Source organism: Pseudomonas sp. MF06569 (assembly GCF_059862735.1).
The window spans coordinates 45,003-68,155 of record NZ_JCBCUZ010000027.1 but is presented as its reverse complement, the minus strand read 5'-3'; the positions used below and the strand labels follow the sequence as shown (position 1 = coordinate 68,155).

Genomic DNA, 23,153 nt, shown 5'->3' with positions numbered 1-23,153 from the left:
GTAAGCGCTTCGATTTCAAATGCCCGATCGAAGTCATGGGAGAGGTGATGCAGGAAGCCTTGGCTATGCGGCATGATGCTCCGGCTTCAATTCAATAACCGTGTTGCACTCAGCTCCTGCAACCGCCTGGTGATTAAGTGAGTTCTTATATAAGTGCTTGTTTGTTGTTTTCGCTTACTTGGTTGTTTTAGGGGCGTCTGAGTTACTGCGCAGAGGGTTGCGCCTCGTGATCCTGTGTATCCGGAGTCTCGGATCGGCTCATTCGGCTGCTGCGGCGCATGAAGCCTGAGGCAGCCTCGCGCTGATCGTCAGCGGCTACGGTTTTTGCCCAGAGTCCGCTTGGCGCCGGCCAGCGGGCGCCGCGCAAAAGCACAAGACTTCACGCTGAAAAACCGGATAATGGCCGCCAATTATTTGTCTGCTTATTCTGGTAATCCCGCATGGAAATCAAGGTCAACTTTCTCGACAACCTCCGACTTGAAGCCAAGTTCGATGACTTCACCGTGGTTGCCGATCAGCCTATCCGTTACAAGGGCGATGGTTCGGCTCCTGGTCCGTTTGATTACTTCCTCGCTTCGTCGGCGTTGTGCGCGGCTTACTTCGTTAAGTTGTACTGCGCGACCCGCAATATTCCTACCGAGAATATCCGCCTCTCGCAGAACAACATTGTTGACCCCGAAAACCGCTACAACCAGATTTTCAAGATTCAGGTCGAGTTGCCTGCGGATATCTCGGAGAAGGACCGTCAGGGCATCCTGCGCTCCATCGATCGCTGCACCGTGAAGAAGGTGGTGCAAGCCGGGCCCGAGTTTGTTATTGAAGAGGTGGAAAACCTCGACGCCGACGCTCAGGCGCTGCTGATGCCTTCAAGCGGTTCCGAGGCGGGTACTTATATTGCCGGCAAGGATCTGCCACTGGAGCAGACCATTGCCAATATGTCCGGCATTCTGGCTGGCCTGGGCATGAAGATTGAGATCGCGTCGTGGCGCAATATCGTGCCGAATGTGTGGTCGCTGCATATCCGTGATGCGCAATCGCCGATGTGCTTCACCAACGGCAAGGGTGCGACCAAGGAAGGCGCCCTGGCGTCGGCATTGGGCGAGTTTATCGAGCGGCTCAACTGCAACTTCTTCTACAACGATCAGTTCTGGGGCGAAGAGATCGCCAATGCCGAGTTTGTACATTACCCCGAAGAACGCTGGTTCAAGCCAGGGCGCAAGGATGAGCTGCCGCCCGAGATTCTCGATGCCCACTGCCTGAAGGTTTACAACCGCGAGGGCGAGTTGCGCGGCTCCCACCTGATCGATACCAACTCCGGCAATGAGGAGCGCGGTATCTGCTCGCTGCCGTTCGTGCGCCAGTCGGACAGTGAGGTGGTGTATTTCCCGTCCAACCTGATCGAAAACCTGTTTTTGAGCAATGGCATGAGCGCAGGCAATACCTTGGCCGAAGCCCAGGTGCAGTGTCTGTCGGAGATTTTTGAGCGTGCGGTCAAACGCGAAATCATCGAGGGCGAATTCGCCCTGCCGGATGTGCCGCAAGACGTGTTGGCCAAGTACCCGGGAATCGTGGCCGGTATCCAGGCGCTGGAAGAGCAGGGGTTCCCGGTGCTGGTCAAGGATGCGTCCCTGGGCGGTGAGTTCCCGGTGATGTGCGTCACCCTGATGAATCCACGCACTGGTGGCGTGTTCGCTTCATTCGGTGCACACCCGAGCCTGGAAGTGGCGCTGGAGCGCAGTCTGACGGAGTTGTTGCAAGGCCGCAGTTTCGAAGGCCTCAACGATTTGCCTCAGCCGACCTTTGAAGGTCACGCGGTGACTGAGCCCAATAACTTCGTCGAGCACTTTATCGACTCCAGCGGTGTGGTGTCGTGGCGCTTCTTCAGCTCGAAATCCGATTACGAATTCGTTGAGTGGGACTTCACAAGCCAGGGTGAAAACGCCAATAGCGAAGAGGCCGCAACCCTGTTCGGGATTCTCGAAGGCATGGGCAAGCAAGTGTACATGGCGGTCTATGAGCATCTCGGCGCCAAGGCCTGCCGTATCCTGGTGCCGGACTATTCGGAAATCTATCCGGCCGACGACCTGATCTGGGATAACACCAACAAGGCGCTGTTCTTCCGTGCCGATATCCTGAATCTGCATCGCCTGGATCTGGACGAGCTTAAAGGCCTGGTTGAGCGTCTGGTGGAAAGCGAGCTGGATGATTACACCGATATCACTACCTTGATCGGCATCGAGTTTGACGACAACACCGCCTGGGGCCAGTTGACGATCCTGGAGTTGAAGCTGCTGATCTATCTCGCCCTGGAGCAATATGAAGAGGCGAAGGAAGCGGTGGAAATGTTCCTGCAGTACAACGACAACACGGTAGAGCGCGGCTTGTTCTACCAGGCCGTGAATGCTGTGCTGGAAATGAAGCTGGACGAAGACCTGGAGCTGGAAGACTACGAAGCCAACTTTCGTCGCATGTTTGGCAACGATCGGATGGATGCCGCGATCGGGTCGGTGGAGAGCACCGTGCGCTTCCATGGCTTGACGCCAACCAGCATGAAGCTAGAAGGGCTGGACAAGCATCTGCGCCTGATCGAGAGCTACAAGAAGCTACACACGGCGCGGGCCAGGACCCAGGGTTGATGGCGTTGGCCAAAAAGCACCTCGACCGGGTAATGCCCGTCAGTCAATGAGTGCTGTGGGAGCGGGGTTGCTCGCGATTGGAACGGCACGGTGTGACTGTCTGACCGTGTCGCTTGCATCGCGAGCAAGCCCGCTCCCACAGGGGTAAAGTTTCACCGCTGGACTGACAAGCAAAAGCACCTTCGGGTGCTTTTTTGTTTCTGGCTGTCGTGGTGAAGCACCCGTATCGGTGCTTAACTGCTCCTCTATACGGGTATCAGACGCTAAGTGGATTTCCCTGCAGATCAGGCTTGAAATTGCCTTGGCGGCCCCTTATTTGAGCGCTTTCCATGTCCAACATACCTGCCACACTCCTGATCGTTGATGATGACGTTCAGATCCGCTCACTGCTCGAAGCCTTGTTGCAAGAACAGGGTTATCGCACGCTGACTGCCGGCTCGGGTGAACAGGCCCTGGCCACGGTCGCTCAACAGCCTCCGGACTTGATCCTGCTCGACGCCACGATGCCCGGTATTGACGGCTATCAGGTGGCCCGTCGACTCAAGGCGAATGCATCTACGGCCAATATCCCCATCATCATGCTGTCGGGCCAGGGCGAGCAGAGCGCCCGTCTTCTGGGGCTTGAGGCGGGTGCCGAGGACTTTCTGTGCAAGCCGGTCGCCAGTGACGAACTGTGGTTGCGGGTGCGCAATCTGCTGCGGCTCAAGGCGTTTGGCGACCATCGGGCGGTGCATACCCTGATGCTTGAGCAGCAGCTGGAAAAACGCACCAGCGACCTGGAGCGTTTTCGCTCTGCGATGGGGACCGATGAGCGGCTGCTGAAAATGGCCAATTACGACCCGCTGACCGGCTTGCCCAATCGCGACCTGTTCTACACCACCCTGCAGATGGGGCTGACCCAGGCTGCGTTGCGGGGTTGGCAGCTGGCGGTGGTCACGATCGGCCTGAACGACTTCAAGAACATCAATCTGACCTGGGGCCATTTGATGGGGGACAAGGTGCTGGCAGAGTTCAGCCAGCGATTGTCCAATTGCCTCAATGTCAGTGACACCCTGGGACGGATGGATGGCGACGAACTTGCGCTGATCCTGATGATCCGCAAAGGCCAGGCAGGCCCCAGGCAGATGGTTGACCGTATGCGCGAGGTGCTGCGTGATCCGTTCAAGCTGCATGGCCATGACACACCGATGACGGCCAGTTACGGGATTGCCCTGTACCCGGACGATGGCGCCGAGGCGCACCGCCTGATCAAGCATGCAAATACGGCCATGGGGCTTGCCAAGCAGGCGGGCAAAGACACTTACCGTTTTTATACGGCACAAATGAACGTCGAGGTCATGGCTCGCCAGGAGCTTGAAACCGCATTGCGCGATGCGGTTCACAAGCAGGCGTTCGAGGTGTATTACCAGCCGAAGATAGGCCTGGCAGACGGTCGGATCTGCGGTGTGGAAGCACTGTTGCGCTGGCACCGGCCGGGGCATGCCGCTGTTTCTCCGGCGGTTTTCGTGCCGCTGCTGGAAACCCTCGGGCTGATATCCCGGGTGGGCCAGTGGGTGATCGACCGCGTGTGCAGCCAGATTGCCCAATGGCAGCGCTCAGGCCTGGGGGCGCTGCAAGTGGCAGTGAATGTGTCGGCGCAACAGATTTGCGAAGGCGATCTGGTCAATGATATCGAGCGCTCCCTCAAGGCCCATCAGCTCGACCCCCATTTGCTTGAGGTGGAGCTGACCGAGGGCTCGCTGATGGAGAACACGCCCCATACTGTCAGCAGTTTGCTGACACTGAGGGACATCGGCGTGAAAATCTCCATCGACGACTTTGGCACCGGTTATTCGAGCCTTGCGTACCTGAGCCGTTTCCCCATCGACACGCTCAAAATCGATATCGCGTTTATCCGTGAAGTCACCTTCAGCCCTCAGGATGCTGCCATTGCGCGTACGATTATCGAGCTGGCTCACAGCCTTGGCCTGCAAGTCATCGCTGAAGGTGTGGAGACCCGTGAGCAACTTGAGTTCTTGACGAAAAACGGTTGCAATCAGGTGCAGGGTTATCTCTTTTGCAGACCTCTGCCGTCGGTGGAGCTGGAAGCGCTTTTGCGCGAACCGCGCTGTTTTATTTGATGTTGAGACGGCTCGGGTTCCGATCGTTGAAGAGTGGCGCCTGTATCGCAGGCAAGCCAGCTCTCACAGGACTAAGGTGTTCACACAACAGTGTGGGAGCGGGCTTGCTCGCGATGGCATCACCGCGTTTAGCCTCTGTTTCCACAGGTTCTAACCGGCAGGCTTGAGCAGCGCCAGGATCCGCTCGCCCAGTATTTCAGCACTGGCCTGGGACGCGATGTTGGCAAACCCCAGCAGCAGACCCGAAGGTTTTTCCCCCTGCAGGCTCCACTCGCTCAGCGCTTCGGCAAAGAGCCCGTCCTGGCGCATGCGCTCCACCAGTTGCCAATCCGGCTGCTGGCCTTCAAGGCGCAGGATCAGGTGCATGCCCCCCGGGTTGGCATCAATGCGCACGCGAGTCCCCAGCACTTTTTGTAGCCCGATCATGGTAAACGCCCTGCGCTCGCTATAAAGCTTGCGCATGCGCTGGATATGCCGGGCGAAATGGCCTTCAGTCATGAACGTCGCGACGATGGCCTGAATCAGTTCCGGGCAACCGCTGCGAAAGGTCTGGCTGGCCTGTTGAAAGCATTCAACCTGGGCTTGGGGTACCACCACATAAGCCAGGCGCAGCCCCGGAAACAGCACTTTGCTGAACGTGCCGCTGTAGAGCACCCGTCCATCACGGTCCAGGCTTTTGAGTGCGGGCAGCGGGCGGCTGACGTAGCGGTATTCGCCGTCGTAATCGTCCTCGATGATCCATGCCTGTTGCCGGCTGGCCCAGGCCAGCAGCTCCAGCCTGCGGGACAGCGATAGCGATACGCACAAGGGGCTTTGATGGGTGGGTGTGACGACGGCCGCCTGGCGGCATCGTCTGGAGTGCAAGTCTGGGCAAGGTGGGCAGTGGCCTGGAGTTTGTCCGCCAGGACAGTAAGGACAACGCCAACCGGACCACGGCCAAAACCAGCAACGTGACAGCCACCGGCAATGTGCAGGTGCAGGCTGACAATACCTTGGTCAATGAGGGCTCCCGGATCGTTGCCGGCTCAGGGTTGCAGGTCAATGCAGGCCAGATGGACAACCGGGCGGCACACAACAGCGAGTCCAGCTCCCACACCGAGACCGGCTGGCAGGCCAGGCTGGGGGTGAGTGCCGAGATCAGTGGCCTCAGCAATCCGCTGGAAAAAGTCGTCAAAGGTTTGGTCAAGGGCACGATGCCCCAGTCCGCTTTAATGGATGGCGTGGAACTGGCCAGCGTGGGGCTCGACGGGCAGGTGGGGTATCACAACAAGACGCAGGCGCAGCAGGACAGTACGGCGCTGGTCAGCCCGCTCAGTGGCGCCACGGTACAGGTCAATGTTGATGGCAAGTTGCAGGATGAAGGCACCCAATACCGTGCAACCGACGGTGCCTTGAATATCCATGCGGGAAACCATGACGCCAGCGCCGCTGTCGACATCCACAGCCGCAGCGAGCAGGGCGTGGCGGCCAAGGTTGGCGTACGCGTCTACACCAAGACCGGGGAAGATGTGAATGTGCGCGTCAACGGCTCGGGCGAGTTCAACCGGGCGCAGGAGACTGCCAGTACGGCCCAAGTAGGCCGCTATGCCGGGGCCAAGGGGGTGAGCATCGCCACTCAAGGCGATGCCCGCTATGAAGCCGGCGACTTCGACGGTGGTGCGGGCTCAGTCAACCTCAATGCCGGTGGCAAACTGGCGCTGGAGCAACCCACTGACACCCGCAGCCAGAGCGCCATGGGGCTGAGTGCCAGCGGTTCGTTGGCACTGGAAACCGCGGAGGGCACCAACCTGACCCCTGGGGGCAGCCTGAAGTTTGACTACCAGCCCGACAACTCGCCAGCCAGCGAGGCCCATGTCGCGACGTTCCGTGGGCAGGAACGGCTGCGGCTCTCTGGTGCCACGGTTGGCGGTGATCTGTTGAAGGTTGAAAACAAAGAGCGCCAGTCGTTACAGGGCAACATTGACCAGGCCATAAACTAAAGTCAGGGGCCCGGTGCGTCCACAACCGAGCAATCACGTGTCACGGTGATGGGTTGCACCGCTGATTTGACCTATCATTACGCCTTTCCAACAGGTGAATGATTAATGAGCGATTCAAACCAGACCTTGCGCGCAGCCCTTGAAACCAGCGACATGTTGGTGATTGACGGGCTGCATGCCTGGGATTTTTCTCTGGACGATGTGCAGTTGCTCATCAAATGCATGGACGGGCGAGCCGAAAAGCGCTGGAAGTTCACCCTTGAACAGATCGACGCCAGCGTCTTTGACGACACCCTGCAAAGCTGGACCCTCGTTGGCGACTCCGGTGAACACCGTCTGGTTTGCCTCAGCGCCTTGAGTGCAAACAACGATGACGATGAAGTCGAGGTTGAAGATGAAGTTTAAAACCTTACCTGTGTTGATGGCTCTGAGCGTGGGTGCAATGTCGGCCCAGGCCGATTCCCGGGATGAAGTCGAGTTGCTGGTTGGCTCCTACACTCAGGGCAAAAGCCAGGGGATCTATCGGTTGCAGTTTGACAGCGCCAAAGGGCGTATCACCCCTGAGCCGCTGCAAGTGTTCAAGGCCGCCAACCCTTCGTGGCTGACCTTGTCCAAAGACCAGACCCGTCTGTTCGTGGTCAATGAAAACGGCAAGGGCCAGAGCGATGTCGTCGGTCGCGCCAGCAGCGTTGCCATCGACCCGAAAACCAATGAGCTGACCCTCATCAACCAGGTCAAGACCCTGGGTGAAGAGCCTACCCATTCCAGCCTGAGTGCGGATGGGCGCTATCTGTTTGTGGCCAACTACGGCGTGCATGCCGACCCTGGCGGCAGCCTTGCCGTATTGCCGATCAATGCTGAAGGTCAGTTGCAACCCGTGACCCAGATGAGCAGTCATCCTGCCAGCCGGGTCAATCCTGAGCGCCAGATGTCCGCCCACGTGCACTCGGCGGTGTCCTCCCCGGACGGCAAGTTCGTCTACGCCAGTGATCTGGGTGCAGACAAGGTGTTTGTCTACCGGTACGAACCGGGAGCCAATCCGGATCATCCGCTGGTGGCCGCCGACCCGGCTTTTGTAGCGCTGCCGGCAGGTAGCGGGCCACGTCACCTGCTGTTTTCCGGTGACGGCAAACACGCTTACCTGACCACTGAAATGAGTGCCCAGGTGTTTGTATTCGACTATGACAATGGTCGACTCAAGCAGCGTCAGGCACTGGAACTGGCCCACGGCATGCCCGCGCAAAACCGCACAGCCGGTGCATTGCATGCCTCACAGGACGGCAAGTTCCTGTACGTCAGCAACCGTGGCAAGGCCAATGAAATCCTGGTGTTTGCAATCAATCCGGGCAATGGCGAGTTGACTGAAATCCAGCGTCGCTCGGTGGATGGCGATCACCCGCGTGAGTTTGCCCTGAGCCCCAACGGCAAGTTTTTGTTGATCGCCAACCAGATGAGCAATGCCATCGTGGTACTGGAGCGCGACCCTGAAACAGGCACGCTGGGCAAGACCGTACAAACCCTGACAATGGATGCACCGTCCGATCTGAAATTTATCAACCGCCCGTAATCAAAGGCGTGCAGCTGTCCATCAATCCCGCTGATAGATGCTAGTGCTGCAATGAATTTCTTCAGGATGACCCTTGGCGTTAAGTTGGTTTCACGGCCTTAACAGGCAAGCACGCCAACTGAATCGTCGAGGGTTATCGTCATGAATTTCAATCTTTTCTCCGTGATTTCCGCTTGCGCCATCTCCGCCACCGTGGCCCTGCCTGCCAGCGCAACCACCCTGGTCAGCGACAAGAAATCCGTGGCCTACACCCAAAAATACCTGCAACAAAGCGCCAATTTCTATGCGGCCCTGGATCATAAAACCCGAAGCTGAGCGGCACCTGTTTTCCTGTGGGAGCGGGCTTGCTCGCGATAAAGGCAACGGGGTGTATCTGAACCACCGGGGTGCCTGTATCGCGAGCAAGCCCGCTCCCACCATGGAGTCATCAGGGCTTTTTCATCACCGAACTGAACAGTTCCGATGCCAAAAACTGCTCCAGCCAGGCATTCAGGCGCGGGTAGGGCGCTTGCTCAAACCAGTCGCGGTCCACATGAGCAAACTGGCGCACAAACGGCGCCAGGGCTACATCCGCCAGGCCCAACGCTGGCCCGGCCAAGTATGCCGAGCGCGCAAGCAGGTCTTCCAGCCGCTGCAAAAACTCTGCCCCTTGCGCCCGGTAATACTCCATCGGGTGCTCAGGGTAGCGAATGGCGTATTTGTAGCGGTCCAGCAGCACCTTGAAGCGGGTGTCGTTTTCTTCGATCAATGCCGCGCAGCCCGGCTGCAACCAGCTATCCGGATCATGCCGGGCCAGCGCCCAGTGCATGATGTCCAGGCTTTGCTCGATCACACTGCCATCGGCACACACCAGCACTGGCACCGTACCCTTGGGTGAGGAAGCGAGCATTTCGGCCGGTTTGGCTTTCAGGCTGACCTCCACAATCGACAATGGCACGCCGCTGTAGCGCAGGGCCATGCGCGCACGCATGGCGTAGGGGCAGCGGCGGAATGAATACAGCACATGCCCGGTCATTTAACCTCCACGGTGCTCAAACCGTTGCCTTGACGTTTTACCTGGATCTGGACCGGGATGCGTTCGTGCATCTCCTGCACGTGGGAGATGACCCCCACCTTGCGCCCCTGGGCTTGCAGGCCGTCCAGTGCATCCATCGCCAGTTGCAGGGACTCGGGATCGAGGCTGCCAAAACCTTCATCGATGAACAGTGATTCGATTTTCAATGTGCTGGAGGCCATCGAGGCCAGGCCCAGGGCCAATGCCAGCGACACCAGGAAGGTTTCACCGCCGGAGAGTGAATGCACCGAGCGCAGTTCGTCGCCCATCTCGGTGTCCATCACCAGCAGGCCGAGCATGCTGCCACCGCGCTTGAGGCGATAACGGCGGACCAGTTGGCGCAACTGCGCGTTGGCGTGATGGACCAACAGGTCGAGGTTGTAGGCCTGGGCGATTTTGCGGAACTTGTCGCCACTGCCGGAACCGATCAGATCACTGAGGCGTGCCCAGCGCTGCCATTCGTCATAGGCCAGTGCAATGCGTTTAGCCAATGCCTGATTGTCCTGTTGACGACGTTGATCCTCGCTCTGCCGGGCACGTAGTTCGGCACATTGCTGCTCACTGACAGCCAGTTGTGCGTGCAACGCCTCAAGGGCGATGTTGAGTGACTCGCTGTCCAGGTTGCCATTGGCATGGGCCTGGTGTTGGGCCAGGCGTTGTTCGCGTTCTTGCAGCAATACCCGGGCTTGCTCGACGGCTTTTTCGCTGTTCTGCAGGTGCAGGCGCAGTTCGCGTACCTGTGCTTCGTCATGGGCCAGCAAGTGTTGCAGGCGACTGTCATCAACCTCGCTGTGCTGTGCCCGCCATTGCGCGAGCTGGGCGTTGAGGGTGTCGTGTTCTTGCTGCAGGGCGTGCAGGCGCTCTTGCTCGGACTTGAGCTCGGTCGCGAGCTGGAGCAGCTGGTTGGCGGTAGCTTGCAGGGCTTGTTCGGCCTGGGTCTGGGCCGTGCGGGCCCGTTCGACGGCATGCTCGAGGCTTTGCTGCCACTGCTCGGCGCTGCTGAAGTCACCCAGCCATTGTTTGAGGCTGTGCTGGCTGGCCTGTTGCTGCTCGCCCAGAGCCTTGACGCTGCGCTGCAAGGTGTCCAGTTCCTTGCTGCGATTGGCCTGCTGATACTGCTCGCGCTCGATGCTGCTCGCTCTTTCAGCCTGCTCCGCCTGTTCGTCCCGTTGCTGATCGAGTTGGGCCACACGATCAGCCACTTGCTGGTCGAGGGCCATGAAGCAGGCGGACGGGTTTTCGCGCAGGGCGTCGAGGGTGGCCGGGGCCAGCACGCTGGCAAACTCGCCGAGTTCATCCTCAAGGCGCTGAGTGTCGGCATTGAGGTGCAATTGCTGCTCAGCCAGTTGCTGGGTGGCGAGCTGGCTGGCTTCGGTGCAGCGCTGGACTTGCTGCTGCAAGTGGGCCGCTTCTTTTTGCAAGGCGAGCAGGGCGTTCTGGCGCTGTTCGTCCTGGGTGATGCTGTGCTGCAACTGATTCAGGCGCAGGGTCAGCCATTGCTCACGCTTGGCCGGGTCCTGTGCCAGCCATTGCTCGTGGAGCGGATGCGCTTCAAGGCTCGGGGCGAGGGCTTGCTGTTCTTGGTGGATGCGCTCTTGCTGGAGCAAAAATTCTTTTTGCTGGGCGATCAGGCCACCGACTTTTTCCCGCAGCTGGGCGAGGGTTTCCTTGAGCCCGTCGACTACGGCGCGGGCACTGGCTTCTTCCTGCTCATCATGGCGGGACAGGCTGTGCAGCAAGGTTTCAGGCTGATGATACGGATGCTCGGCGCTGCCGCACACCGGGCAGGGCTGGTCATCCTGCAACTGCCCGCGCAGTTCCTCGACGCTGGCGCTACGGGCCACGCGCTGACGCTCCAGCAGTTGGCGGGTGACCTGCAAGGTTTGCTCAGCCACTTCAAGGTCGGCTTTGGCCTTGATGCCTTGCTGGCTCAGGCGCTCGCGCTCCTGCTGCACCTCCTGTTGTTTGAGTTGCAGTTCGTGCAGGCGGCTATCGAGCGTCTGCTGACTGCTGCACAGGCGCTGCAGGTCTTCAAAGGCCCGCTGTTGCTGACGGTTGTCTTGCAGCAGGCTGCCCAGGGTCTGGATTTGCTCGTTGACCGCGTGGGGTTCTGCGCCGGCTTCCTGGAACAAAATTTCCAGGCTGTCGCGCAACCCGGTCAGTTCCTGCGTGGCCTGCAGGGCCCGCTGTTCAAGCCCCGGCAGTTCCTTGCGGCCGGTGCTCAGGTTATTGCTCAACCGCACCAGTTGCTGAAGCCTTGGGCGATAGGCGTCCCAGGCGCTGGCCAGTGGTGCGAGGGCATTGCTGTGTTCGAGCTGGGTGGCGATGAGTACAAGACGCTCAGCGCCTTGTTGCTGGCGCTCAAGCAGCGTGTTGAGCGCCAGTTGCCCTTCGACGCATGCCTGTTCGGCCTGCTGCTGGAGGGTTTGTTGGGTGTTGAGGGCCTGGGTCAGGCGGTTAAGGTTGGCCTGCTCCAGAAGGGCCTGCTGCACCTGGGGCGCGCATTCGCGCTGAAGGGCCTGGGCCTGGGTTGCAGCCAGGCGGGCGGTTTGCAGCTCTGCTTCAAGGCGGGTCTGGCGCTGGCCCAGTTCGGCCTGTTGAGCAAGATGGGCGTTGATGTGCCCGGCCAATGGGCTCAGTTGCCCCTCCAGCTCGGCCAAGCGGGCAAACTGATGACGTTGTGGCGCCAGTTGTTCGAGCAGGTGCAGGGTCTGGCGCTGGGTGGCCTGGCTGTCCCACAGGGTTTGCGCTTGCTGTAATTGCTCCGCAGCACTGAGTTGCTGTTCTTGCAGTTCGCCCAGGGTTTTGAGCCAGGTGTGTTGCAGCTCCAGTTGCTTGAGCTGGCCTTGCTGGTTCTTTAGCTGCTGCTGCGCGTCGTTGAACTGTTGATCCAGTTCGGCACGGGCCTGGGGCTCAAGGGGCGTCACACCAACAGCCTGGTCCTGCAGTTGCTTGTGCGCGTCCCTAGCCTCTTTGGCCTTGTCGAATGCGCGCTTGCCCAGGCGGGTGTAGAGCGCGGTGTTGGTGAGCTTTTCCAGCAGTTCGCTGCGCTCGTTGTCATCGGCCTTGAGAAAGGCGCTGAACTCACTTTGGGCCAGCATCACGGCACGGGTGAATTGCTCGAAATTGAGCCCCAGTCGCGCTTCCAGCTGGACTTTGTAATCGCCTTTCTGGCTCGCCAGCAGTTGATCGTTGTCCAGGTCGCGCAGGCTTTGGCGACTGGCTTGCAACTTGCCGGTGGCTTTTTCGCGAGCACGGTTGGCTTCCCAGCGGGCGCGGTAGCGGCGGCCGTCGATGCCGACAAAATCGACTTCGGCATAGCCTTCACCGGTGCCACGGCGCAGCAATGTGCGCGGGTCGCCGGTGGCAATTTCGCCATCGGCATCCGGCACTTTTGCATCGCGCCCCGTGTTGTTGAGTCGCGGCACAGCCCCAAACAGGGCCAGGCACAGGGCGTCGAGCAGGGTGCTTTTGCCGGCGCCGGTGGGGCCGGTGATCGCAAACAACCCGGCACTGGCCAGGGGCTCGGCGGTGAAATCCAGCTCAAAGGGCCCGGCCAGTGAGGCGAGGTTTTTCAGGCGAATGGCGAGGATTTTCATGGCTGTTCACCTTCCAGCTGAACTTCTTGCAGCAGCACGGCAAAGTCCTTGAGGGTTTGTTCGTCGGCTTCACTGCCGTAGTTGTCTTGCCAGGCTCGGCTGAACAGTTCCTGGGGTGTCAGTTGGTCCAGTTCGATCAGGCGCGCGTCGTCGTCCGAGGCACGGCTGCCGCTGCCGGCATAGTCGGCCGAGATGCGCACCAGACGCACGGATTTACCCTGCAGTGCGGTTTCTATTTGCTGGCGCAAATCGGGCTGCGGTTCGTCGAGCTTGACCCGCACTTCGAGCCACGGCTGGCGCTGGGTATCGGCCAGCAGGTCGGTGTCCGGCAGGTCGGCCAGTTGGGTGAGGATGTCAGCCAGGGGCAGTGGGCCAATGCGTTGCAGATTGACCGCGCGCGGGATCAGTCGCGGCTCGACGCTGACCAGTGTTTCGCCCTCCAGTGTCACGTCGAGAATCTGGTGTTGATAGCCGATTTCAGAGAATGACAACGGAATCGGTGAGCCGCAGTAGCGGATCCGCTCCTCGCCGTTGACCCGTTGTGGCTTGTGCAAATGGCCCAGGGCAACGTAGCTGATGCTCGGCCCGAACAGGCTGGCGGGCAGGGCTTCGGCGTTGCCGATAATCAGGCTGCGCTCGGAGTCTTCGGACACCGAACCGCCCGCCATGTGGGCGTGGCTGATGGCAATCAGGGCCTGACCTGGCGTGCGCTTGGCGTTGGCGGCTTCAATCAGCCACTCGTGGACCTGGCCGATGCCGCGCAGGTAGTCATCACCCAGGTGCGCTCCGGTGACTTCTGCAGGGCGCAGAAAGGGCAGCGCCAGGCACCAGGCAGCGGTTTCACCGCTGGCATCGGGCAAGGGGATCAGCAGGCGTTCGGCGTCGAGCTGGCCATCGTCGAGCCACAGCACGCGCCCCAGTGCATGGGTGCGTAAACGACGCATCAAGGGCGCGGGCAGTTCGATGCGCGAGCCGGAGTCGTGGTTGCCGGCAATCATCACGATGGTCAGTTTCGGCTGTTGCTCATGGGCGCTGACGATAAAGTCGTAGAGCCGTTCCTGGGCTTTTACCGGCGGGTTGACGGTGTCAAAGATATCACCGGCAATCAGCAGCACGTCCGGCTGCTGTTCACTGAGCTGTGTCAGTAGCCAGGCAAGAAAACAGGCGTGTTCGAAGTCGCGGTCCTGGCCGTGGAGGTTTTGCCCCAGGTGCCAGTCGGAGGTGTGAAACAGGCGCATAACAGAATCCGTTTTAAAGGGGTTGGCAACCCGCTCGCTCGGGCGGTCCTCGGGTTGCCTGGAAATTTATTTGGGGTAGAGCGGCGGCAGGCTGCTTGGCTCGCTGGCGGCGTCTTGCTCGCGCTCGGTAGCCGGAATGCTGCGAATGGCCTTCCACAGCTCTTCGCCTTGCCAGTACTGGCCGGTTTCGCTGTACAGCGCGCCGTTGAGGCCATCGAGGGCATCGGACAGCAACACGAAACGCGCGGCCATGTCGGCCAGGGTTTCGGGTTGTTGCCGCGCCCAGGCATCGAGTGCCTGGCGTGTGGCGTGGGGGTCGTTGGCCAGGCAAGCGCGTTTAAGGTCGTCGAGCAGGGTGCGCGGGCTGGGCCCGGTTTGCGCTGCACGCAAGATTGCAGGCTGCCAGCGGGCACGCCACCACAAGCCCAGGCTCGCCAGGGTGGTGCAGGCCAGAAACAGGGTGCTGAGCTGCCAGATCCACAGCGACGATTCTTCGCTCATGGCTGCCACGGCACCGCTGACAGGCGTGTCCACGGCAAGGTTGGGGTTGGCTGCTGCCAGCAGGGTGCGGGCGGGCAGGTAGGTCCGCTCCAGATGGTCTTCGTGGGTGTTCCACCAGACCACTTCGACGGCGGGCAATTCGATCTGGCCAACCCGTGTCGGCACCAGCGCCTCGCGCTCTTCACGGCTGCCGATCAGGCCGTTCTCGGTGACTTGATTGCTCAACTGCGGCAAGTCCGGGTAGCGCCGCAAGCCGTTGACGTCAGTGGCGGGCAGGGGCGGCAACTGGGCGCTGGACAGGCCTTCAGCCTTGAGGGTGAGGGTTCGGGTCAGGGAGTCACCCACCAGCGTATGGTCAGGCTCGGGGTTCCAGGTTTCGCTCATGCTCAGGCTTCGGGCCGGCAACCACGGGGCATTGGGTGGATAGGTCTCGGGCTTGGGCAGGACGGTCAGCGGGATCTCGGTGGAGGTCACGTGCAGCAGCTTTCCAGGCTTGGGCCCAAGGGGAGCGGGGGCCGTGGATTGCTGGCTGTCGACCTGGGTGGCACTGAAAGTTTGTGCCGGAATCAGCAGTTCGCCGCTGCGCTGGGGGTAGATTCCGTAGCGGCGCTCGATCACGCCGTGGCGCACGCCATTGATCAACTTTTCATAGGTGCGCGACTCGCCCAGTTGCTCGACGATGGCGTCGTCAATGTGCAACGGGGTCAGGCTGCTGTCGTCGTAGAGCGCAACGGAGTGGTAGACGCGCAGGGTCAGCAGGGCCTGGGCCTGAACGTAGACGCTGGGCTGGTCCAGACTGACTTCGATAAAGACCGGGGCCAGTTCGTTGTCGCTGGCCACGCTCTGGGTCACGGTCAGGTTGATCGGCTGGCTGTGGTATTCACCGACTTGCAGTGCCGGGATCGTCACGGTGCCGGTTTGTTTGGGTTGCAGGGTGATGATCCAGCGGGTAGTGGCTTTGTTGTCATCACTGAGACTGGTCAGTTGGTTGACCTGGCGCGTGCCGCGCACTTCAAACCCGTTGTCCAGTGGTGTCAGGTCGGGCTTGCCAAACTGGGTGACGTCGGTGGACTCCAGTGTCAGCTCGACGGTTTCACCGGAGCTGAGCTGGTCCCGGTCAACGCTGGCAACTAGGCCACCGGCATGGGCCGGCAGGGTCCAGCAACACAGCAAAAGAAGCAAAACGCAGAGGCGGTTCATTTAGGCGTGTCCTGATGTTGCTGCTGTTCGTACCAGAATTTGCGTCGCAACAATTCGCTGGGGTTGTCGGGAATCTGTCTGAGCCATTGTTCCAGTGCCTGGCGCTGCTCTTCGCCGGTCTGGTTGGCAGCCGGTACGGGCGGGCGCGTGGTCTGCTCGTCACCGGGCTGACCGTCGGCTTCGGCGCCGGGGTTGAGCGGCTCGTCCGGGGGCGCTTCGGTGGTGGGGGTGGCGGCCGAGTTGTTGTCCTCATTTTGCCCCGTGGTGCTGGACGCGCCCTGGGCACTGGTGCTCAGCGGGTTTTGCGATTCGGCTGGCGCAGGTGGCGGCTCGGGTGTCTGTTCGGCCTTTGCCTGGGCCTCAGCGCGCTGTTGTTCCAGTATTTGCTCGACGAGGGCTTTGTTTTGCGCGGCGACCTGAAGCTCGGGTTGCAGCTCGAGTGCCTGTTCATAGGCATCGATGGCGGCTTCCAGCTCGTCATTCATGGCCAGTGCATTGCCGCGATTATAGTGCGCGCTGGCGCTGTTGACCTCGGCAAAACGCAGGGCTGCACCGGCGTAGTCGCCCGCCTGGTACAGCGCCACGCCTTGCCAGAGCGGATCGCTGAAGTGCTCGAGTGCCTGCAATGGTTTTTTTTGCTGCAGCAGGCGTATGCCTTGTTGGTCGGGGCGCAACCAGAGGTCGGTAAAGCTCATGGCGTAGCCGGGCTGGGGTGCCAGCATGAACAGCAAGGGCAGGCAGAACAGCCAGCCACGCCGTCCGGCACAGGCCACCAGCAACAGAAGCGGGAGCAGCAGCCAGTAACCCTGGTCAGACCAGGCGTCCAGATGCAGGGTCTGGCCGTCATCGCGCAGATGCGCTGGGCCGTCGAGCAGGCCCAGGCCGCGCAAGTCGTTGTCATCCAGGCGTGCCTGGCGATAGCGTCCGTCCACATCCAGGGCAAATGCCCGCAGGCTTGGGCTGTCCAGGCGCGGCAGGAGAATGGCGCCCTGATCGTCCTTGAGAAACTGCCCGCTTTCGTCGACCACGGGGGCGCCTTCGCGACTGCCTACGCCGAGTATCAGCAGTTGCGGGGCATGACCATTCAGGGCCTGGCGGATGCCGCTGCGTTCCTGGTCGCTAAGCGATGAGGTGATCAACAGCAGGCGACCCTCACCCAGCGAGCCCTGATCGAGCAGCTCAAGGGCCTTGGTGACCGCAAGATCGGCACGATGGCCCGGTTGCGGCATGATCGACGGCTTGAGGGCTTCAAGCAGGTTGCGGCTGGTGGCCAGGTCATCGGACAGCGGCACCAGCGTGTGGGCACTGCCGGCGTAGACGATCACGGCAGTTTGCGCATCGGTACGGTTTTGCAGCAGGTCATAGATCTTGCGTCGCGCCTGCTCCAGCCGGTTGGGCGAACTGTCGGTGGCGAGCATGCTGGGGGTCAGTTCCAGCATGACGACCAGCGGGTCGGCGGGCTTTTGCGTGGACTGCTCAACCCTTTGCCAACTGGACCCCAGCAACGCCAGTACAGCCAGCAGCCAGCCTAGGCCCAGGGCAATCCAGGGCAGCTTGCTGTTACGGCCATTACCGCCACTGAGCAATACGCGATGAAACGCCACCGGCAGGATCATCTGCCAGCGGCCTGCGCGTTTTTCACGGTGCCAGCGTTTCCATAGCAGCCAGCCGAGCAGCGGCAGGACAAGCAGCCATTCGGGGCGAAACCAGTGGGGCCAGAGCGCGCTCATCGGCGCCTGCGCAGACGCAGGCGTTTGAGCCGTGCGCGCCAGTCAGGATGTTGCTGCAAAAAATGCTCCTTGCTCAGCCAGCGTTGTACAGGGTTGTTGGGCCACAGCTCGCGGATCACCAGCAGCACGCTCAGCAGCAGGGCTGCCGCCAATGGCCAGCTGTAGAGTGCCTGTGCCGGGCGTGCCTGGGTGGGTTGCTGGGCCACGGGTTCAAGTTGGTCGAGGGTGTCCTTGATGGCTGACAGTTCACCGCCGTCTCGGGCACGGAAGTACTGGCCGCCAGTGACTTTGGCGATCTCTTCAAGCGCCGGTTCATCAAGGTCCACTCCGGGGTTGATGGTGAACATGCCTTTGCTGCTGCTTTCTTCCGGGTCGGCGCCAATCCCGATGGGGTAGATTTTAACGCCTTCCTCGGCGGCAAGGCGGGCGGCGGTGAGCGGGTCGATCTGGCCGCCATTGTTGGCCCCGTCGGTGATCAGGATCAGCACCCGGCTTTGTGCAGGACGCTGGCGCAAGCGTTTGAGGGCCAGGCCAATCGCGTCACCGATGGCGGTGTTCTTGCCCGCGATGCCGATGCGCGCTTCGTCGAGCCAGGTGCGCACAGTGCGCCGGTCGAAAGTCAGGGGCGCTTGCAGGTAGGCCTGGCTGCCGAACAGGATCAGCCCCACGCGATCACCCTCACGTTTTTCCAGAAAGTCGCCGAGCAGGCTTTTAACCAGATCCAGACGGCTGACGTCTTCGCCTTGCCATTGCATATCCGGGTAGTCCATCGAGCCCGAGACATCCACCGCAACCAGCAGGTCGCGGCCACTGGCGGCAATGGGCAGCGGCTCACCCAGCCATTGCGGGCGGGCGGCGGCGGTCAACAGCAACAGCCAGAGCAGCACATAGGGGGTTTGCTGGCGCCACGAAGGCAGGGTGGCTCGCGCCTTGCGCCGGGCCAGTTCTTCGAGATCGCCCAGAAAGCTGATCTGTAGCGCAGCCTCACCGCTGTCGGCGGCCGGCAGTACCAGGCGCATCAGCCAGGGCAGGGGCAGCAGGGCGAAGAGCCACGGCCAGGCAAACTCAAACATGTTTGCGAATCCAGGTTTCAACCGCTTGATTGAGTCCGGCGATTGCTTTGTCGTCGAGCTTGCACTCGGGCTTGTAGGCGCCTTCGACCAGTACCATCCAGCGCGTCAACCCGGCAGCCGGGCAACGGTTGTCGAGGAACGCCAGCCACTTGCGACCATTGAGTGTGTGACTTTGGCTGTAGGGGTAGTGGTTGCGGCACAGGCGCTTGAGCAGGCCGTTGAGCTGTTGCAGCCAGGCACCGGCGGGCGCGCCGTCGTAAGGTTTTGGAAAACGCGCCAGTTCTTCAAGGGCGGCCAGGCGCACCGGGTCCAGGGGTTGCTCGGTACGGCCCGGCTGGCGTTTGGCGGGCAGGTAGCGGCGCAACCACCACAGTCCCCAGCCCAGCGCGGGCAGTATGATGAGCAGCAACCACCAGCCCGGCGCTGGCGGCCAGAAGCCAATCGCCGGGGGCGTGATCAGGGGTTGCAGCTGTTCGAGTTCTTTCATGAGGTTTTGCCGGGACGCTTGGCGTTCAGGTATTCGCGCAGTTGTTCGACCATTTCACTTTGGGTGCTCAGGGGCATGAGCAAAACCCGCAGCTTTTGCGCCAGCAGTTCCCAGCGGGCAATCCGGGCCTCGGCCTGGGCACGGTAGGCCTGGCGCAAATCATAATTGAGGGTGTCGAGTTCCAGCTGGGCGCCACGCTCGGCAAAACGCAACAGCCCGGCAGCGGGAAGGGCGTGATCCAGCGGGTCGGACAGCGGCAGCAGGATCAGGTCGCAATGGCGTGATAGCAGGCTCAATTGCTGCTCGGCAGCGTCGGTGAGGCCCCGCTCATCACAGATCACGATCACCAGGCTGCCGGGGCGCAGCACTTCACGGGCGCGGATCAGCGCCATGCCCAGGGCATCGCGGTCCGATTGCACGTCGGTGTGCAGTGACTGATTGACCCGCACCAGCCGGTTGAGCAATTGCAGCAGGCTTTGCTTGCTGCGCCGGGGTTTGATTTCGTAATGTTCGTGATCGCCAAACACCAGCCCGCCGACGCGGTCGTTGTGACCCAGTGCGGCCCAGCCGATCAGGCTGGCAGCCTGGGCGGCGAGCACCGACTTGAACATCAGCCCCGAGCCGAAAAACAGCCGTCGGCTTTGTTCGGCCAGGATAAAGATCGGCCGCTCGCGTTCCTCATGGAACATTTTGGTGTGCGGTTCCTGGGTGCGTGCTGTCACGCGCCAGTCGATGGTGCGCACGTCGTCCCCGGCCTGGTAGACCCGCACCTGATCGAAGTCGACCCCGCGTCCGCGCAATTTTGAGTGATGCAACCCCACCAGCGGGCTGCGCTGGCTGGGGGAGGAGAACAATTGCACTTCGCGTACCCGATGGCGCATCTCGATCAGTTCGGCGAGCGTGACGCGGATACCGGGTTCGGCGGGCAGGGGGTTGTTCATCGGTCAGGCAACGGCAACGACGTCGAGGATGCGCTGTACCACGCGGTCCTGGTCGATACCGGCGGCCTCGGCTTCGAATGACAGGATGATGCGATGGCGCAGCACGTCAAACAGCACGGCCTGAATGTCTTCGGGGCTGACGAAGTCGCGTCCGGCCAGCCAAGCGTGGGCCCGAGCACAGCGATCCAGCGCGATCGAGCCACGGGGGCTGGCGCCGTAGGCAATCCATTCCGCCATTTCGGGGTCGAACTTGCCGGGGGTACGGGTCGCCATCACCAGTTGTACGAGGTATTCCTCCACCGCATCGGCCATGTACAGGCCGAGGATTTCCTTGCGCGCAGCAAAAATGGCCTGCTGGCTGACCCGGCGCTCGGGCTTGGTTTCGCCGTTGAGGGCTTCGCCACGGGCCTGTTGCAGGATGCGGCGTTCGACGGCAGCGTCCGGAAAGCCGATTTTGACGTGCATCAGAAAACGGTCGAGCTGGGCTTCGGGCAGCGGGTAAGTGCCTTCCTGCTCGATGGGGTTTTGCGTGGCCATGACCAGAAACAGCGGCGACAACTCGTAGGTGCTGCGCCCGACGCTGACCTGGCGCTCGGCCATGGCTTCAAGCAAGGCCGACTGCACCTTGGCCGGCGCCCGGTTGATTTCATCCGCCAGCACCAGGTTGTGAAAAATCGGCCCTTGTTGAAACACGAAGCTGCCGGTTTCGGGGCGATAGATTTCGGTGCCGGTGATATCGGCTGGCAGCAGGTCGGGGGTGAACTGGATACGATGGAACTGCGCTTCAATGCCCTCGGCCAGTTCTTTGATGGCCTTGGTCTTGGCCAGACCCGGTGCGCCTTCGACGAGCATGTGGCCGTCTGCGAGCAACGCGATCAGCAGGCGATCGATCAACTTTTCCTGACCGAGGATCTGCGTTGAGAGAAAGGTTCGCAGCGCAAGCAGCGCTTCACGATGTTCCATCGATGACTGTTCCTGAAAAGGACACCGGCGGCGCAAGAATTACACCGGGGCTGGGGGCGTTACTTTAATCCATTGAGGGCGCTGCGGACTAATGGCGGTGGGGCTTTTTGTAGGAAAATTCGGAAAAGTACGATGTTGTTGAGAATGGTGCGCATCTGGGTGGGTGGATGGAAGATAAAACGGGGTGCGCGCGGTTTGCCTGATGAACCATGGTGGCCGGTTTACGACTGCTTCGTCGCAGTGGCGCACCAAACCTGACGCAGCCTCGTTCTACTCGTCAGCGACTACGGTGCGGGGTAGGCGACGAAACTGTAGTCGCTGACGAGCTCCGCGAGGCTGCGATCGATCGCGAAGCGGTCGCAACGGCTACAACCCATAAAATGCCCGGGCGTTGTGCCACAGGGCTCGCCGGGCGCCGTCTTCGCCCAGTGCGTCGATCAGCAAGGCAATGTCGCTGTCTGCAAACGCCCGAGGTGCCCGGGTTGAGGGCAGGTCGGTGCCAAACATCAGGGCGTTGGGGTTGGCACTGTGTATCTGTTGCAACACGGGTGGGACATCAAAATCAACCCGGCCAAATCCGCAGGCCTTGATGCGTACACCCAGCTCGGCAAGGCGAAGCAGGCAGGGCAGCCCTTCGCGGCTCAATCCCAGATGATCGATGCTCAGTGCTGGCAATCGGCGCAGCCGGGCTTCAATGCCGGACAACTCGCGAGAATCGATATACAGCTCCGAGTGCCAGCCGACTTGCTCATGTACCCGCCTGGCCAGGAATTCGAGCTGGTCGAGCTGTTCTGATCCGCCGCGCTTGAGGTTGAAGCGCAGGGCGCGCACGCCGTGCTGGTGCAAGGTGTGCAGCTGCTCGTCAGTAACGCTGGCTGCAAGCTGGGTGACGCCCACAAAGCCTGGGCCTAAACGCTTTAGCGCAGCGATCAGGTAAGTCTGATCAAACCCCTGAAAGGACCCCGAAACCACTGCCCCGCCGACGATGCCCAGCGGTTCTGCCCGTGACAGGTAGTCATGGACACTGAAGAAATCAGGCAGGTAGCCGTTGTTGGGCACTAGCGGGTAAGCGCCGTCGATGATGTGGCAGTGGGCGTCGAAGATCGGGGGCATCCGGTTGATACCTTTGCGTCTGAAGTGGAGGGGAAGCCGTGGGAGCCGGGCTTGCCCGCGATTGCATCACTGTGGTTCAGCAGAAGAACCGTGGCGCCTGCATCGCGAGCAAGCCCGCTCCTACAGGGGTTAGCCCAGCTCGCTGACGTAGGTGCCGGTGCCCTTGAGGATGTTCTGCAAGGTTTCTTCGACTTCTGCCAGGTCTGCGGCTGCCGTGTTGTGGCGGATTTCCAGGTGGTCGTCGCCCTTGAGCACGTCTGTATCGCCCGCGCCGATTTCGATCAGCAGGCGGGTAGGGCTCAAGGTGACCTTGATGCCGTCCAGTGTCGAAGGCTCGTCCTCAAGGGTGATTTCCAGCTCGTCTTCGTCGGGGTAGCGGGTCATCAGGAACATTTCGCCGCTGTCAGTGTGGCAACACAGCATGGCCATGTTGTCTTCTTCGTCGTCGCACGGGTTGGCAAGCAGGTGGTCGGTGGTCATTTGCATGGGGGGTTCCTGGCGCTCTGGGCGCGGGCAAGTCGAACAGGGGCGGATTTTGCCAGTCTCAACCGATTTGTGCATGCGGGAATGGCGCAACAGGGCAAATGGTCAGTTATTTCTGAGACTGACTAGAGAAAGTACGGTGCTTCTATGAAGGTTTTTCGCTTGTGAATGCTAGGGTTATTCCCTGACAGCACGTGAGGTTGCGTCCCGATGACCGAATATGTCGCCGCACCGTAAGCAGGTTGTGCGGCTCAATCGTTAAGCTGCGCGGTGATAGTTATCTCTAAAGGCACAGCCTGTTTATCCGGCAGTCGTTTTTGTAGATACCCATCCTGGAACGTGAATGTGACCCGTGGGTCACGGCCAGCTTCACCTCCCTGTCATGCTGTGCGTTGAAGGTAACTGCCAAGATAGACCTTGCACAGTATTGACAGCTCCCCACGCGGGAACAGCATGCGACGCTTCTCTC

Annotated in this window: 17 protein-coding genes and 1 pseudogene; 6 read left to right on the top strand and 12 right to left on the bottom strand. The window is 60.9% G+C overall.

The window, feature by feature from the left end; translation table 11 throughout:
* Positions 1–440: 440 nt before the first annotated feature.
* Together AC19YQ_RS20475 and AC19YQ_RS20470 are read left to right on the top strand one after the other, a co-directional pair.
* Positions 441–2,636: an OsmC domain/YcaO domain-containing protein gene (locus AC19YQ_RS20475; RefSeq protein ID WP_500595812.1), complete on the top strand. Its 2,196-nt coding sequence runs from the start codon at positions 441–443 to the stop codon at positions 2,634–2,636.
* A gap of 329 nt (positions 2,637–2,965) precedes the next feature.
* Positions 2,966–4,756 carry a putative bifunctional diguanylate cyclase/phosphodiesterase gene (locus AC19YQ_RS20470; protein ID WP_500595811.1) on the top strand — a complete coding sequence of 597 codons (1,791 nt, stop codon included), beginning with the start codon at positions 2,966–2,968 and terminating at the stop codon, positions 4,754–4,756.
* A gap of 150 nt (positions 4,757–4,906) precedes the next feature.
* Here AC19YQ_RS20470 and AC19YQ_RS20465 read toward each other — a convergent pair.
* Positions 4,907–5,599: pseudogene (locus tag AC19YQ_RS20465) on the bottom strand (aminotransferase-like domain-containing protein); the annotation flags it as partial.
* Between the two features lie 32 nt (positions 5,600–5,631).
* On the opposite strand from AC19YQ_RS20465, the gene AC19YQ_RS20460 reads away from it, so the two are divergent.
* The 4 genes from AC19YQ_RS20460 (at position 5,632) to AC19YQ_RS20445 (ending at position 8,617) form a co-directional block, all read left to right on the top strand.
* The gene (locus AC19YQ_RS20460) at positions 5,632–6,735 is read left to right on the top strand and encodes a hemagglutinin repeat-containing protein (protein WP_500595810.1); all 1,104 of its coding nucleotides are present in this window, start codon (positions 5,632–5,634) and stop codon (positions 6,733–6,735) included.
* Between the two features lie 105 nt (positions 6,736–6,840).
* Positions 6,841–7,140, top strand: a complete 300-nt coding sequence (locus AC19YQ_RS20455; RefSeq protein WP_095023500.1) for a DUF5629 family protein — start codon at positions 6,841–6,843, stop codon at positions 7,138–7,140.
* Positions 7,130–8,302 (top strand): lactonase family protein, encoded by a 1,173-nt coding sequence (locus AC19YQ_RS20450; protein ID WP_500595809.1) that lies wholly within the window; start codon positions 7,130–7,132, stop codon positions 8,300–8,302. The genes AC19YQ_RS20455 and AC19YQ_RS20450 overlap by 11 nt, the downstream gene beginning before the upstream one ends.
* A gap of 141 nt (positions 8,303–8,443) precedes the next feature.
* Entirely contained in the window at positions 8,444–8,617 is a 174-nt protein-coding gene (locus AC19YQ_RS20445; protein ID WP_500595808.1) for a hypothetical protein, read from the top strand.
* Between the two features lie 112 nt (positions 8,618–8,729).
* Here the strand turns inward: AC19YQ_RS20445 and AC19YQ_RS20440 are convergent, their stop codons facing one another.
* From AC19YQ_RS20440 to AC19YQ_RS20390, 11 genes are all read right to left on the bottom strand, one after another.
* Positions 8,730–9,317, bottom strand: coding sequence for a glutathione S-transferase (locus tag AC19YQ_RS20440; RefSeq protein ID WP_500595807.1), 588 nt, complete (start codon positions 9,315–9,317; stop codon positions 8,730–8,732).
* A complete protein-coding gene (locus AC19YQ_RS20435) occupies positions 9,314–12,955 on the bottom strand; it encodes an AAA family ATPase (RefSeq protein ID WP_500595806.1) in 3,642 nt (1,213 codons plus the stop codon). The genes AC19YQ_RS20440 and AC19YQ_RS20435 overlap by 4 nt, the downstream gene beginning before the upstream one ends.
* Complete coding sequence (locus AC19YQ_RS20430) at positions 12,952–14,193, bottom strand: exonuclease SbcCD subunit D C-terminal domain-containing protein (protein WP_500595805.1); 1,242 nt, start codon at positions 14,191–14,193, stop codon at positions 12,952–12,954. The genes AC19YQ_RS20435 and AC19YQ_RS20430 overlap by 4 nt, the downstream gene beginning before the upstream one ends.
* Positions 14,194–14,259: 66 nt before the next feature.
* The gene (locus AC19YQ_RS20425; RefSeq protein ID WP_095023505.1) at positions 14,260–15,894 is read right to left on the bottom strand and encodes a BatD family protein; all 1,635 of its coding nucleotides are present in this window, start codon (positions 15,892–15,894) and stop codon (positions 14,260–14,262) included.
* Positions 15,891–17,624, bottom strand: coding sequence for a VWA domain-containing protein (locus AC19YQ_RS20420; RefSeq protein ID WP_500595804.1), 1,734 nt, complete (start codon positions 17,622–17,624; stop codon positions 15,891–15,893). The genes AC19YQ_RS20425 and AC19YQ_RS20420 overlap by 4 nt, the downstream gene beginning before the upstream one ends.
* Entirely contained in the window at positions 17,621–18,697 is a 1,077-nt protein-coding gene (locus AC19YQ_RS20415; protein ID WP_133078376.1) for a vWA domain-containing protein, read from the bottom strand. The genes AC19YQ_RS20420 and AC19YQ_RS20415 overlap by 4 nt, the downstream gene beginning before the upstream one ends.
* Positions 18,690–19,184 carry a DUF4381 domain-containing protein gene (locus tag AC19YQ_RS20410; protein WP_095023508.1) on the bottom strand — a complete coding sequence of 165 codons (495 nt, stop codon included), beginning with the start codon at positions 19,182–19,184 and terminating at the stop codon, positions 18,690–18,692. Before AC19YQ_RS20410 ends, AC19YQ_RS20415 begins: the two co-directional genes overlap by 8 nt.
* On the bottom strand, positions 19,181–20,125 hold the full coding sequence (locus tag AC19YQ_RS20405; protein WP_095023509.1) for a DUF58 domain-containing protein: 945 nt from the start codon (positions 20,123–20,125) through the stop codon (positions 19,181–19,183). The genes AC19YQ_RS20410 and AC19YQ_RS20405 overlap by 4 nt, the downstream gene beginning before the upstream one ends.
* 3 nt (positions 20,126–20,128) lie before the next feature.
* Complete coding sequence (locus AC19YQ_RS20400; RefSeq protein WP_016780594.1) at positions 20,129–21,088, bottom strand: AAA family ATPase; 960 nt, start codon at positions 21,086–21,088, stop codon at positions 20,129–20,131.
* A 366-nt stretch (positions 21,089–21,454) separates the two neighbouring features.
* Complete coding sequence (locus tag AC19YQ_RS20395; protein WP_500595803.1) at positions 21,455–22,201, bottom strand: amidohydrolase family protein; 747 nt, start codon at positions 22,199–22,201, stop codon at positions 21,455–21,457.
* Positions 22,202–22,330: 129 nt separating this feature from the next.
* Positions 22,331–22,687 (bottom strand): hypothetical protein, encoded by a 357-nt coding sequence (locus AC19YQ_RS20390; RefSeq protein WP_133078378.1) that lies wholly within the window; start codon positions 22,685–22,687, stop codon positions 22,331–22,333.
* Positions 22,688–23,153: the final 466 nt, after the last annotated feature.